Here is a 14051-nt window from a genome sequence, read left to right as displayed (position 1 = left end):
GAAGCATTTTTTCGCTCATCATAAGCTAAAATAATATTACAAATATCCGGCACGATGCATTTAAATTTGGATAATTAAATATAACTAAATATAAACATTATGAGTAAAACTTTACGAGCAGCGTTCCTGTTGGTGAGTTGTATGGGCTTTTTTTTAAGCAGCCTTGCACAAAATACCTCTAAGGTGGTCACCGGAACCGTTTATGATGAGAAGGGGGAGACCCTGCCTGGCGTAGGCATTCAGGTTAAAGGCACCACACTCACCACCTCAACCAATATTGAAGGTAAATATTCGATTAATCTTCCATCGGGCTCAAATATCCTGGTTTTCAGGTTTGTAGGTCTCGCGACACAAGAAATCACGATCGGCAGCAAAATGCAGGTATCGGTGACACTGAAATCAGTCAATACTAATCTCTCCGATGTGGTGGTTATTGGTTATGGTACCGTTAAAAGAAAAGATCTGACTGGTGCAGTATCCAGGGTAACCCGCGAGGAACTGACCAAGGATGCCCCGGCAAATGTTTTGCAGGCTATGCAGGGTAAGGTTGCCGGCGTGAATGTTACACAGAATGATGGTGCACCAGGAGCTGCATTAAGCATTCGCGTACGTGGTTCGAATTCATTTTTAGGCGGCACGGAGCCTTTATATGTCATCGATGGCATCCCGTTTAATAGTAGCAGTAGCAGCTCTACTCCAAAGGCGATCGGTGGAGATGAAAAACAAACCCTGAATGCAATGTCTTTTATCAATCCAAATGATATTGAAAGCATTGATGTGCTCAAGGACGCCTCTGCTACAGCGATATACGGCTCAAGGGGTGCCAATGGCGTCGTGTTGATTACCACCAGAAAAGGCTCGGTTGGAAAAGACAAGGTAGAGTTTAACCTGACTTCCGGACTTGCCCAGGTATCCAACCTGTATAAGATGCTGAATGCCTCTGATTATGCGACCTACCAAAACCTATCCTACACCAATGCCAATAAATACGGTATTGCCAACTATACACCAGATCAATTCCCGTTCCCAGGCATGACCGTTACCGGTCCAACAGGCCAGTTTTATAAACCCGGACCTCAGGACTACGCCTCGAACAGCAAGGACTGGCAACAGGAGATATTCAGGACAGGCCTTTCGCAGAACTATTCTGTGAATATTTCCGGAGGTAGTGAAAGCGGAAACCACAGTATTGGTTTCAACTACCTGGATCAAAACGGAACGATAGAGAACTCTGACTACAAACGTTTTGGTGTCAACCTTAACCTCAACCGGAATCTCGGAAAATTTGTCAAAGTGGGTACAAGCTTATCGGTGGCCAGAAGTGTGACCAATGGGGTGAAAACCGGAACGGACAAGTCCGATGATGCCAATGCGGGTGTGGTGCGTTCAGCGATAACCTATCCAACCACCATTTTTGATAACCAATCTTTTGGAGACGCCAAATCCGCAGGAAGCCAGGGCTACTTTATTACCAACCCAGGTATCTATGTCAATGATGTACTCAACCGGGTGAAGGGGATAAATATATTCTCCTCAAATTATGCAGAGTTCACCTTTCTTAAGGATTTCAAATTCAGGCAAAACCTGGGCTTCAACTTCTCATCCAATACCCGTGACCAGTATTATCCGCGTACGGTATATGAAGGCTTCACCGTTAATGGAGATGGGCTGAAAGCAGATGATCAGTGGAACAGCGTAGTGTCGGAAAGTTTGCTATCCTATTATAAAAAACTTGAAAAACACGAGATAAGCGTGGTGGCAGGATCAACCTATGAACTGACCAACAGCCAGTGGAAAAAACAGGAGGCGCGTGATTTTACCAGTGACCTCTTGCAAAATGAAAACCTGGGTTCTGGTGCAACCCAGGTTACTCCACAGGGAGACAAGTCACAATCCACACTCATATCCTTTCTGGGCAGGGCGAACTACAGTTATGATAACCGCTATTTCCTGACAGCATCACTAAGAAGGGACGGCTCCAGCAAGTTCGGTGCAAATAATAAATGGGCCAACTTTCCTTCGGCAGCCATCGCCTGGAAGTTAATCAATGAAGGCTTCCTTAAAGATAAAATCAAAAGTCTTAGTGAACTTAAACTCCGCCTGAGTTATGGTCAGACCGGCAACCAGGGGATAGGATCCTATTCTTCGCTGAGCAAGCTCACCGTTTACAAATACCCTCTAAACGGCGCGCTTCAGACAGGATATGCGGATGACTACTTTTCCGGTCCGGCGAATCCTGATCTGAAATGGGAAACCACAGATGCCTACAACCTTGGTCTTGACCTGGGCATGTTTCAGAACCGCCTGAACCTCACTGTAGATGCTTACCTGAAAAAAACCAATGATTTACTGCAATATGTGACCACTCCGCTCTCTTCCGGTTTCCCGCGAAAGCTGGTGAATGCAGGCAGCGTGCAAAATAAGGGAATCGAATTTACCCTGAGCGGATCGCCTGTGAAATCCGAAAATTTTGAATGGAACTCCAGTTTTAACATAGCCTTCAACCGAAACAAGATTACCAGTTTAGGAAGCGAAGTTCAGCGGCAGTTTGCAGGAAACATCTCAACGGGTGACTCGCCGTTCATCCAGATCGTCGGACAGTCCATCGGAACGATATACGGATGGGTAGAGGATGGCTACTATGACAATGAAGCCGAGGTTCGTAATGATCCTCAGTTCACCAATGCCAACGCGGCATTAATCAAAAAGATGATCGGTGAGATCAAATACCGCAACCTGGATAATGATCCCTCCTCGATAACCGATAATGACCGTACCTTCATTGGCAATGTCAATCCTAAGTTTACCTTTGGATTTACCAATAACTTCAGATACAAGAACTTTGATTTGAGCATTTTCATCAACGGAAGTTATGGTAATGACATCATCAATATGAATACGCGTTTCATCGGATTGCCAGGAGATTTTAAGAATATCACCTATGCGATGTATGAAGGTGCATGGAGGGAAGGCCAGGATAACAATAATGCCACCAGTCCCAAAATTATTCGGGATTTCAGCCGCCAGACCGTACGTTTTACCTCCAGGTTTATAGAGGATGGCAGCTTTGCACGTCTTAAAAACGTGACCATTGGATACAATTTCAAGACCAAGGTTCTGGGCCTTAACGGTTTGCGGGTTGCTGTTGGTGCCAATAACCTATACACCCTTACACGCTATAGCGGATATGACCCGGAAGTGAATAGTTATGGGGATAACCCGGCGCTTTATGGGGTGGATTTGGGCGGATATCCCAATTCCCGCACCTTCAATTTTACTTTGCGATGCAATTTCTAATGATCTAACCAAAAGCGACAATGAACACAATTTCAAAAAAAATATTAATGATTACCGCCCTGGCCATGAGTATGGGTTTTTGGGGCTGTAAGAAGGCACTGGAAGAAAAGTCTTTTACCTTTGTCTCCCCTAATAATTTTTACCAGAACGAAACGGATGCCAAGGCTGCCATAAATGGGGTATATAATGAACTATATACCTATGATTTGTTTATCCAGCCCTTCTGGAACCTGACCCTGCTGGATGACGACCACGTTTCAGGTGCCGACTGGTATTTGGGTAACGCGGGTGCGGGGAACCCGCAAAGCTATTGGGGCGTTTCCCGCCCATGGGCAGGTTGTTACACGATGATTTCCCGTGCCAACGCGGTTCTGGAAAATGTGGCCAATATCAGTAGTATGAACGCTACAGTCAGGGACCGTATATTAGGTGAGGCCTATTTTTTAAGGGGCTGGGCCTATTTCCAGCTCGTGCAGCTGTATGGAGGGGTTCCAGTTCGCCTGAAATCACTTTCTCAGGACAAAAGTACCAATGTGCCACGCTCATCGGTCAAGGAAGTATACGATGTGGTGATTTCAGATTTTAAAAACGCTGAGTCAAAACTGCTCCCTTCAACTGATGCGAATGTAGGGGAACTGGGGCGGGTAACCAAGGCCGTAGCATCGTCTTTCCTGGCCAAGACCTATCTGACAATGGCTTCAGGTGCACTGTCGGCAGCCAACATAAAAGTTAGGGGTGGCAACGATAACAGTTATTATACCTACAGCAAGACTGTAGTGGCTGGCTACGAATCTTTCGACAGTCCGGCATATTTCAAACTTGCCAGAGACAAAGCCCAGGAAGTAATTTCCAGCTATGGGGCCTCGTACGCGCTGTTTACGAACTGGAAGGATGTTTTTGCTAAGGGAAACCGCAATAAGCAGGAGCAGATGTGGGAACTCCAGTCCCTGGCTGGTACGGATTTCCAAAATGACCTCCATTCTTATTTTTCTGCAGGTTCGCTTTTTGGTATCGGGGCAGTATGGATGAGCAATCACCACTACGACAACTATGAGTTAAGCGATACGCGTGTTCTGGATGGGGTAACCCACCGTTATAAAGCCAATTGGGGAACCTATTATTATTATCCTTCTGCTCAAAGTAGTTTGTATGGTGGAACTGCACCTGATGGTACAGTTTATAATAATGACGGCGCGGCAGATAATAAAGCCTACATTAATAAATACAGTGATGTTTCAGATCCTACCCTGGGTAAAAGTGATGCATTTTACCCTTTGCTGCGATATAGTGAGGTATTGCTAATTTTCGCTGAAGCCGAGAATGAAATCAATCCAGGTTCTTCAACTGCTTACACGCAGCTCAACGCGGTACGTACCCGCGCAAAAGCTTCATCCGCGCCAATAGGAATGGGCAGGGAGGATTTCAGAAGTTTTGTGCTTGAAGAGCGCGGACGTGAGTTTGCACTTGAAAACTCTATCCGTCATTTTGACCTGTTACGCTGGGGGATTTATCTGGGTGTGATGAACCGGATAACCGTTCAGCAAAATAACATAAACAAGCAACGTACCCAGCGCAATCTATTACTGCCGATTCCGCAGGACGAAATGAATACCAACAAAGCCATCACGGCCAACAATCCAGGCTGGTAAATAGCTCATTCACCTGATGTCAGCATGCTTAGCTGCTGGCATCACAGAAAATAAATCAAAATGAAAAGAAAATATTATTTTTTGAAACATGCCTTGATGCCTGTTTTTTCTATCTTATTCTTAGCAGCATTTTTTAGCGCCTGTAAAAAAGAAAACACAGATTCAGCCAGTCCGGTACTGACCAGTGTTACCACCCTGACTGATCGCAATACCGGACTCAGCAACGCCACTTATTCGCAATGGATACTCATCAGGGGCCGACATCTTGCTTCAGCAAATCAAGTTGATTTCAACGGTACGCTGATTTCCAGGGATATGATATTTGCCAATGACACCTCCATCACCGTTCAGGTGCCGGGGCCACTGGCGGGTGCGACCAGCAACCCCATTACCGTAACCACCGCATATGGACAGGCAACGCTGGCCTTCAATATCCTTCAGCCTGCTCCTGTTATTGGGCAATTTAGTCCTGTTTCAGGGAGCGTAGGCGATGTGGTGACCATTACGGGTGACTGGTTTACCAACCTGGAATCAGTTAAGTTTGGCACGGTTGCAGCCACTGTGGTTTCAAGCTCAAAAACAGAAATCAAAGTCAGGGTGCCAGCAGGCGGAGACCAGTCGTACATCTTCGTCACGACCAGTGGCGGAACTTCCCGCTCAGCAAACATATTTGGCTTTAAATATATAATCTATGATGATGCACTGAACACCTCATGGTGGTCCGGAGGATGGGGAGGAACAACAAATTATGCCAGTACCGAGGTTGTTAAAAGGGGCTTGCGCTCGATCAGGGTCAACTATGTTGGCGGATGGGGTTCTCCAATACAGATCGGAGGCGGCAACCTTGCTACCGCAGGATACACCGCTATAAAAATTTCCATCTATGGTGGTTCAGGAAGCAACAACAACAAGGTGAAACTTATCCTTAACGGTTCGGCGTCCAGTGGACAGGAACTGATACTGACCGAGGGCAAGTGGACCGACTATAATATTCCGCTAAGCACCCTTGGAAACCCAACGGCAATCAACGAGATCTGGTTACAGGAATTCAGTAACGGCGCAACAACCCTGGTGTATGTTGATGACCTAGGATTGATATAATAAAGTTTCAGAGCTACACCCTAATTTTAGGTGTAGCTTTTTTTAGCTGTCGCCATGAAAAAACTGTTTAATTTTATATCGATTTTCTGCATCCTGAGTTCTGCCGGTTATGCTCAGGTACACTATGTTCAGGCTAAAGGTGGTCAGTTCAGCATTGGAAATCAGCCCTATTATTTTATTGGCACCAATTACTGGTATGGCGGTCTGCTGGCTTTAGGAAGCGAGCCTGAAAAAGGTAAGCAACGTTTGATCAGTGAACTTAATTTTCTACAGGGGCAAGGCGTCAATAACCTCCGTGTGCTTGTCGGTTCTGAAGGAACAGGGAAAATCAATGGCGTGGAAAGGGTTAGCCCGGCACTTCAGCCAGAAAAGGGACGATTCGATCCTGCCGTATTAAAGGGACTTGACATCCTTTTGGTAGAAATGGCTAAACGCAAAATGTATGCTGTACTGTACCTCAGTAATAACTGGGAGTGGAGCGGTGGATTCCTTCAATACCTGAACTGGTACGGTGGATTGGAAAGGAGGACCATGGAGCGCAAGCTGAGCTGGGCCGAACAGAGCGAATACACCAGCAGATTTTATAGCTGTCAGGACTGCACGTCTGCTTATGCCGAACAACTCGCGTTTATAATTGGGCACAAAAATACCATAAATGGCAAAAGGTATGCATCAGATCCAACCATAATGGCATGGGAGATCGCCAATGAACCCAGGCCGATGCGTGCGGAGGCTATACCTGACTATGAGCGCTGGCTTTCTAAAACCGCCAGTGATATCCGGCGCCTTGATGCCAATCACCTGATCACCATTGGATCGGAAGGCTCAATGGGGAGTGAAAACCAGATGGCCCTTTACGAAAGGATTCACAGTGATCCTAATGTCGATTACCTCACGATTCACATCTGGCCAAAAAACTGGAGCTGGTTTAAAGGTGTGCCTTCAGAGGAAAACCTGAAAGTGGTAATCGAACACACAAAAACCTATATCGGAAAACATCTAAAAGTCGCCCGACGTCTGGTCAAACCACTGGTGATCGAAGAGTTTGGGCTGCCCCGGGACGGACATGCCTTCGGACGCACTGCTACAACCGCGCTGCGGGACCAGTATTTTGAAACCATCTTTGCGCAATGGGCGCAAAGCCGCAAAAGCGGAAACATGCTGGCCGGCTGTAATTTCTGGTCTTATGGTGGCCTTGCCCAACTTCCCGATAAAAGGATATTCTGGATGGTTGGCGATGATTTCTCAGGTGACCCGCCACAGGAAGAGCAGGGGCTCAATTCGGTATTTACTTCAGACCGCTCTACCTGGAAGGTGGTCAGCAGTTTCCTTGATCGTTAAATTTCACACCATTAATCCCTTGTAAATATCGTAGTTCTATAACGCGTTTTGGGGCGCATTCGGATTAGTCCCCAATTAACCGTATACATTTTTCAGTTAAGCAAATAATTCAATTATGAAACAATATCATAAAGCAGTGCTTCTTATGCTATTGGCAGCAACATATGCCGGGTGTAAAAAGGGTGCTGATCAGGCCCCAACGTTTCCTGAACCAGCAACAGGCGTGACCACCACCGCAGTGGTGAGGACCTCACTTGTAGATAAAAATGCAACGGATGAGACTGCAGCGTTATTCTATAACCTCAGGCGCCTTGCAAAAACAAACCTGCTCTTTGGACATCAGGATGATACCAAAAGAGGGCTGATAGACGGTGCAACCCAGTGGGCTAATGAGGCACAGTTTACCGGCATCTCTACACTCCAGAGTGATGTCCGGTCGGCAACCGGCGCCTATCCAATTGTCTATGGTCATGATTTCCTTCAGATAGCAAACTTCTCTTCAGGACCGTGGTTTGACTATGAGAAAAGTATCGCCCAAAAGCTGACCATAGAGGCATATAACAGGGGTGGGGTGAATACCTATTGCTGGCACTACGCCAACCCGGTGTCCAAGGGGAGCTTTTACTGGTCGGACGCCCCTGTACCTGCTGTAAAAGAAGTTCTGCCAGGCGGTTCGGCCAATGCCACCTTCCAGGGTTCGCTGAAAATTATCGCGGAGTACGCGCAAAGCCTCATCGGGGCAGACGGAAAGCTCATTCCCGTTGTTTTCCGCCCTTTCCATGAAATGGACGGGGACTGGTTCTGGTGGGGAAAAGGCCACTGCACCCCGGCCGAATATATAGCCCTCTATAGGTATACCGTTCAGTATTTGCGTGATGAACTTAAAGTGCGCAACTTTTTGTACGCCTGGTCACCCGACCGGAGCTTTACTACCACGAATGAATACCTTACTTATTATCCCGGAAACGATTTTGTCGATTTAGTTGGCATTGATGATTATGAGGATTTCAAAGCCAATGTCTCGCCTGAGACAGCTACGGCAAAGTTTAAGATCGTTTCGGATTATGCCAAAGCAAATAACAAGCTGGCTGCATTGACAGAAACCGGCTTGCAGAACCTGAGCCGAAAAGACTGGTTCACCCAACAGTTATTGAAGTCGCTGAAAAATCAAAACATTGAATTTGCGTACGCCATGTTATGGGCAAATACCCGTGATGCTTATTGGACACCTTATCCCGGACATCCTGCTAACCCTGACTTTGTAGCTTTTAAAGACGATGGTTTTGTACTTTTTTCAGATAAGACCCCAGCCCTGTATCAGATAAAATAAATCTGCAAGGCCATACGGACTGTTTAAGTGGCCGGTGTCTCCGGCAACTCAATATGCAGTTAGATAAATATTCGGGTCCCTGAAAAGTTTTGGCGAAACTCTTTCGGGGTGCAATGCTTCTTCTTTTTGAATACCCGGTTGAAATTTGAAATATTGTTAAAGCCGCAGTTATAGGAAATCTCTGAAATGGAATGGGTGGTTTCAATCAGCATCCGGGTGGCATGACCCAGGCGGATCTCATTGAGACTGTCGATAAAAGTATTTCCGGTACGTTTTTTAATGAACCTGCTGAAGGAAACGTCAGTCATGCTCACCAGTTTGGACACCTCCTTGAGTGTAATGGGTTTGAAAAAATTTGCGTTCATGAATTCATAAGCCTTATCAATCCTGCGGCTGTTATAGTTCAGGATCTGATCATTGTCGAAAGCGACATCAGATAATACACGCATGCTTTTCGAGGTGGAAAGGTCGTGAAGGATGCTCATCAGTTCAAGTACCGAATCAAATCCCTGAAGCTGTTTAATGGCCAGAATTCGTTCGCTTAACCTGATAGCGGTTTCTCTGGGGAAAAGTATGCCCCTGGAAGATCTTTCGAACATTTTGCGAACAAAGCTCAACTGGTTACGCCTGAGCAGTTTTTCATCAAAAAGATCACTGTGCCACTGGATGGTTACCTCGTTAATCTCCTGACTTTTGCAATTGTGGGTCAACCAGACATGCGAAAGGTTCGGTCCGACAAGAACCAGCTCGATGTCTTCTATCTCCTCAATATTATCCCCGACAATCCGTTTCGCTCCCGGTGCATTCAAAATCAGATTAAGTTCGTATTCCTCGTGAAAGTGAAGCGGGAAATCAAACTTGCTTTTGACCCTGGAAAAAATGGTGAAACAATCATTGGGCGTAAGAGGCGTTATCTCTTTAATAATATTGCTCATAACTAATTTAAAAAAGCAATATACTAAGATAAAATAACATTATCTTAATTGTTTATTCATTTTGGTTATTCGGTAGCCTTAGCCGCTAAATGACGGGGGTATACCTTGATTTTATATTCCTTTTTGATAAAATAGTATTACTCATTAAGTAAATTTTATCGGTAATTTGAATAAACTTAACGACTAACCAGATAAATGAATTTATACAAAATATCTCTCCTTGTTGCAGTCTTTTTTATGCTCAATTCATATGCATACAGCCAGCTTGTTGATCCCCTGGCAACCAGACAAACCCGGAACCTTTACCGTCATCTGCTTTCAATGAATAAAAAAGAAATGATGATCGGTCATCAGGATGACCTGGCATACGGGGTTGGCTGGAAATACGAAAAGGACAGGAGCGATATAAAAGACCTGACGGGTAATTACCCGTCAGTGTTTGGATGGGATGTAGCCGGAATAGAAAACCAGGACAAGCTTAACCTTGATGGCATACCTTTTGAAAAGATGAAGGCTTTTATAGTAAAGGCCTACGATATGGGCGCGGTCAACACCCTTAGCTGGCATATGCCTAATCCGGTGAGCGGAAAAAATGCATGGGATACCACTTCAGGGGCTTTAAGTTCATTACTGCCTGGAAATAAGAACCATAAATTATACAGGCGCTGGTTGGACCGTTTTGCCGCTTTCAGCAGCTCCCTGCGTGGTACAGATGGTCAGGCGATACCGATTTTGTTCAGACCACTTCATGAGCATTCCGGAGGATGGTTCTGGTGGGGTGCCAAATCCTGCTCACCACAGGAGTATAAAACGCTGTGGATGTTTACAGTAAACTATCTGCGAAAAACCAGGAAGCTGCATAACCTGATTTACGTGTTCAACCCCTGCGACTTTGACAATCAGGAGCAGTATTTAGAGCGCTATCCAGGGGATGATTTTGTTGATGTGCTCAGCTTTGATGCCTATCAGTACGGGGGAATTGGAAAAAATGATTTTTTTAAGGCCGATCTGTCGAAAAAGCTGGCCATTCAGGCCCGTATAGCCGAAAGCAGGAATAAACCCGCTGCACTCGCTGAAACAGGTTTTGTGGAGATTCCAGATCCAAACTGGTGGACAGACACATTTGCCCCTGCAGTTCAGTCGGATATTCCCGCCTATGTATTGTTCTGGCGAAACGCAGGCTACCGGCCGATAGAAAAAGACAACCACTATTACGCACCATATCCAGGACAGCAGTCTGCACAGGATTTTATCAGGTTTTTAAACCATAAAATGATCATTATGCAGCCGCAGGCACAGTCAAAAAGACTATACGAATAGCTATTTAAATTTATACCATCGATTTTTATTAAATACATAGATGAAACTACAACTCGTTGATTTTCTCATCATACTGACCTACTTGGGTGGTATGATTTTTATTGGCTTCTGGTACAGAAAAAAAGCAAGGCAAAATAAGGAAAGCTATCTCATGGGTGGAAAATCCCTGCCTTGGTATAAACTGGGTTTGAGCGACGCCTCAGACATGTTCGATATTAGCGGGACGATGTGGATGGTATCGCTCTGCTTTGTTTATGGACTCAAAAGCATCTGGATTCCCTGGCTTTGGCCGGTATTTAATCAGGTTTTTATGATGATGTTCCTGAGCAAATGGCTTAGAAGAAGCAATGCCAATACCGGGGCGGAATGGCTTCAGACCCGTTTTGGTACGTCCGGATATGGCATAAAAGGTTCGCACATTGTAGTCATCGCATTTGCCCTGATTAGCTGTTTCGGTTTTCTTGCCTATGGGTTTATCGGGTTGGGCAAATTTATGGAGATTTTTATCCCATGGAACGAAGTTAAATCGTTCATTCCATTCGATATACCGACAAAGTATGTTCCGCATTTTTACGGAATCGTGTTCACCCTGTTCGCCATGTTCTACTCTATTTTGGGAGGCATGCATAGTATCGTTCTTGGTGATATGATTAAATATGCCTTTATGACTGTTGGTTGTATTGCCATCGCAATTATTGCAATGGGACATCTTGGTGGGCAACGTCTCAATGTTCCGCAAGGATGGGATAATCCCTTTTTTGGATGGCAACTGAATCTTGACTGGTCCGGGATCGCCGCAGAAGCTAATAAAAAGATTGCCGATGACGGATTCAGCCTTTTCAGTATATTTTTTGGAATGATGCTGCTAAAAGGTGTTTTTGCGTCTCTGGCAGGACCGGCACCGAATTATGATATGCAAAAAATCCTCAGCACAAGAAGTCCCAAAGATGCCAGTAAGATGACGGGTTTCGTAAGCATCATACTGTTGCCCATCCGCTACTCCATGGTAATCGGCCTCACCGTTCTCGCATTGCTTTATTATAACCAGCTTTATCTCAAAGGTCCTGATGGGGTCACTGATTTTGAACGCATACTTCCAGCGACCATCAATAATTTTCTACCTGTCGGCGTTTTGGGAATTGTCCTCACCGGACTTCTGGGTGCCTTTATGGGAACTTTTAGCGGAACCTTAAATGCTGCTCAGGCTTATATTGTGAACGATATTTACCTTAAATATTTCAACCCAAAAGCGAGCACAAAAAAAATAATCACAGCAAACTATCTGGTGGGTATCTGCGTGGTTGTTATCGGCGTTGTACTGGGGTTTTTCGCTAAAAATGTCAATGATATCCTTCAGTGGATTGTCGGGGGACTTTATGGGGGGTATGTGGCAGCCAACTGCCTTAAGTGGTATTGGTGGCGTTTCAATGCAAACGGGTTTTTCTGGGGAATGGCTGTAGGCATAATTGCTGCCCTGACAATGCCATACTTCACTATTGGTCTGCCACTTTACTGGTGGCCACTGCTTTTCCTGCTTTCTTTGGCAGGTTCGATCGCAGGTACCTATGCAGCTCCGCCCACTGAAGAGCATACCCTGAAGGTTTTCTACCGGACGGTTCGTCCTTGGGGCTTTTGGGAACCCATTCACCAGCTGGTCGTACAGGAGGATCCCGGGTTCAGGGCAAATGAAAGATTCCGCCTGGATATGTTCAACGTGGTTCTGGGAATAATCGCACAGCTCTGCCTGACGATATTGCCCATGTACCTGATTCTGGGCATGAACCTCCCCCTTGCGGTGGCAATTATCATCCTAACAATCATTTCATTCATTTTGAAGAAAACCTGGTGGGACAAACTAGAAGATTAAACTTTCAATTAATGCTAAACGATATAATTTATGATAGATTTTGAAAAAAGAAAAAAGCAGCTGCAAGCTGAATTCAACAAATTGACTTGCTTAGGTAACATAAAAGAGCCACTTGGCAATGGTATATATAGCCGTTATCAAAATCCTGTGCTTACCGCTGCACATGCTCCACTGAATTGGCGCTACGACTTTGATCCCCAGACCAACCCTTATTTGCTGGAACGCATTGGCATCAATGCTACATTCAACGCCGGGGCGATTAAGTTCGAGGGCAAGTATATTCTGCTTGTCAGGGTAGAGGGAGCCGACCGTAAATCTTTTTTTGCTGTTGCCCAAAGTGATAATGGAATCGATGGTTTTACCTTTTGGGATAGCCCAGTGGTGCTGCCTGAAACCAGTGAACCGGACACTAATGTCTACGACATGCGCCTGGTGAGTCACCAGGATGGCTGGATATACGGACTTTTCTGTACCGAAAGAAAAGATCCTCATGCCCCGGCACACGATCAGTCCATGGCTGTGGCGCAATGCGGTATCGTGCGCACCAAAGACCTTTTGCAATGGGAACGCCTGCCAGACCTGAAAACCCCTTCTCCCCAGCAGCGAAATGTAGTGTTGCATCCGGAATTTGTAAATGGTCAGTATGCCTTTTATACCCGTCCTCAGGATGGTTTTATCGAAAGCGGAACTGGCGGCGGAATTGGTTTTGGCCTGAGTAAGTCCATAGAAAACGCAGTGATAGATAAAGAAGTCATCGTAGATAACAAGCAGTACCATACTGTTTATGAGGCGAAGAACGGAATGGGACCGGAGCCCCTTAAAACTGAACACGGTTGGCTTTTTCTCGCTCATGGCGTTCGGAATACTGCTGCTGGGCTTCGTTATGTGCTTTATCTTTTTATGACTGATCTTGATGATCTGACCAAAGTGATTTATAAACCTGCAGGTTATTTCATTGCACCTGAGCAAACAGAACGAATAGGAGATGTGTCAAATGTGGTATTCAGCAATGGGTGGATACTGGATGAGGATGGAACGGTTTTTATTTATTACGCTTCATCCGATACCAGGATGCACGTAGCCACTTCGAGCCTCCCGATTTTACTGGATTACGTAATGAACACCCCATCTGACGGGTTGCGCTCAGCAGCAAGTGTAGAAACAATTCTGGAAATGGTTGAAAAAAATCGAATGGTGAGTGTTCATTAACT

Annotated in this window: 9 protein-coding genes; 8 read left to right on the top strand and 1 reads right to left on the bottom strand. The window is 45.5% G+C overall.

From position 1 onward, the window contains the following. Nucleotides 1–99 precede the first annotated feature (99 nt). From U859_RS0127810 to U859_RS0127790, 5 genes are all read left to right on the top strand, one after another. Nucleotides 100–3297, top strand: coding sequence for a SusC/RagA family TonB-linked outer membrane protein (locus U859_RS0127810; RefSeq protein ID WP_025146492.1), 3198 nt, complete (start codon nt 100–102; stop codon nt 3295–3297). A gap of 20 nt (nt 3298–3317) precedes the next feature. Continuing rightward, complete coding sequence (locus tag U859_RS0127805) at nt 3318–4946, top strand: RagB/SusD family nutrient uptake outer membrane protein (RefSeq protein ID WP_025146491.1); 1629 nt, start codon at nt 3318–3320, stop codon at nt 4944–4946. A 60-nt stretch (nt 4947–5006) separates the two neighbouring features. Beyond that, nucleotides 5007–6047 (top strand): IPT/TIG domain-containing protein, encoded by a 1041-nt coding sequence (locus U859_RS0127800; protein ID WP_025146490.1) that lies wholly within the window; start codon nt 5007–5009, stop codon nt 6045–6047. A gap of 54 nt (nt 6048–6101) precedes the next feature. After that, nucleotides 6102–7388: a glycoside hydrolase 5 family protein gene (locus U859_RS0127795; RefSeq protein WP_029986233.1), complete on the top strand. Its 1287-nt coding sequence runs from the start codon at nt 6102–6104 to the stop codon at nt 7386–7388. A 115-nt stretch (nt 7389–7503) separates the two neighbouring features. Then, the gene (locus tag U859_RS0127790) at nt 7504–8718 is read left to right on the top strand and encodes a glycoside hydrolase family 26 protein (protein ID WP_025146489.1); all 1215 of its coding nucleotides are present in this window, start codon (nt 7504–7506) and stop codon (nt 8716–8718) included. A 59-nt stretch (nt 8719–8777) separates the two neighbouring features. On the opposite strand, the gene U859_RS0127785 is transcribed toward U859_RS0127790, so the two are convergent. After that, entirely contained in the window at nt 8778–9653 is an 876-nt protein-coding gene (locus U859_RS0127785; RefSeq protein WP_025146488.1) for an AraC family transcriptional regulator, read from the bottom strand. 195 nt (nt 9654–9848) lie between these two features. Here U859_RS0127785 and U859_RS0127780 point away from each other — a divergent pair, with 195 nt between their 5' ends. Genes U859_RS0127780 through U859_RS0127770 form a run of 3 tightly spaced genes read left to right on the top strand, consistent with a single transcriptional unit; the run spans nt 9849 to nt 14049 of the window. Next, complete coding sequence (locus tag U859_RS0127780; protein WP_025146487.1) at nt 9849–10973, top strand: glycoside hydrolase family 26 protein; 1125 nt, start codon at nt 9849–9851, stop codon at nt 10971–10973. A 40-nt stretch (nt 10974–11013) separates the two neighbouring features. Further along, nucleotides 11014–12840, top strand: coding sequence for a sodium:solute symporter family protein (locus U859_RS0127775; protein ID WP_025146486.1), 1827 nt, complete (start codon nt 11014–11016; stop codon nt 12838–12840). A gap of 30 nt (nt 12841–12870) precedes the next feature. Continuing rightward, nucleotides 12871–14049 (top strand): glycosidase, encoded by a 1179-nt coding sequence (locus tag U859_RS0127770; protein WP_025146485.1) that lies wholly within the window; start codon nt 12871–12873, stop codon nt 14047–14049. The last annotated feature ends 2 nt before the right edge of the window (nt 14050–14051 follow it).

Origin of the sequence: Pedobacter jeongneungensis (genome assembly GCF_000633455.1) — a bacterium.
Classification (GTDB): Bacteria; Bacteroidota; Bacteroidia; order Sphingobacteriales; family Sphingobacteriaceae; genus Pedobacter; species Pedobacter jeongneungensis_A.
The sequence above is the reverse complement of the archived record's forward strand: the minus strand, read 5'-3'. Positions and strand labels throughout refer to the sequence as shown.

Coding starts and splice junctions, on each gene's coding strand:
- U859_RS0127810 (WP_025146492.1), top strand. CDS start 100: ATGAGTAAAACTTTACGAGCAGCGTTCCTGTTGGTGAGTTGTATGGGC.
- U859_RS0127805 (WP_025146491.1), top strand. CDS start 3,318: ATGAACACAATTTCAAAAAAAATATTAATGATTACCGCCCTGGCCATG.
- U859_RS0127800 (WP_025146490.1), top strand. CDS start 5,007: ATGAAAAGAAAATATTATTTTTTGAAACATGCCTTGATGCCTGTTTTT.
- U859_RS0127795 (WP_029986233.1), top strand. CDS start 6,102: ATGAAAAAACTGTTTAATTTTATATCGATTTTCTGCATCCTGAGTTCT.
- U859_RS0127790 (WP_025146489.1), top strand. CDS start 7,504: ATGAAACAATATCATAAAGCAGTGCTTCTTATGCTATTGGCAGCAACA.
- U859_RS0127785 (WP_025146488.1), bottom strand. CDS start 9,653: ATGAGCAATATTATTAAAGAGATAACGCCTCTTACGCCCAATGATTGT.
- U859_RS0127780 (WP_025146487.1), top strand. CDS start 9,849: ATGAATTTATACAAAATATCTCTCCTTGTTGCAGTCTTTTTTATGCTC.
- U859_RS0127775 (WP_025146486.1), top strand. CDS start 11,014: ATGAAACTACAACTCGTTGATTTTCTCATCATACTGACCTACTTGGGT.
- U859_RS0127770 (WP_025146485.1), top strand. CDS start 12,871: ATGATAGATTTTGAAAAAAGAAAAAAGCAGCTGCAAGCTGAATTCAAC.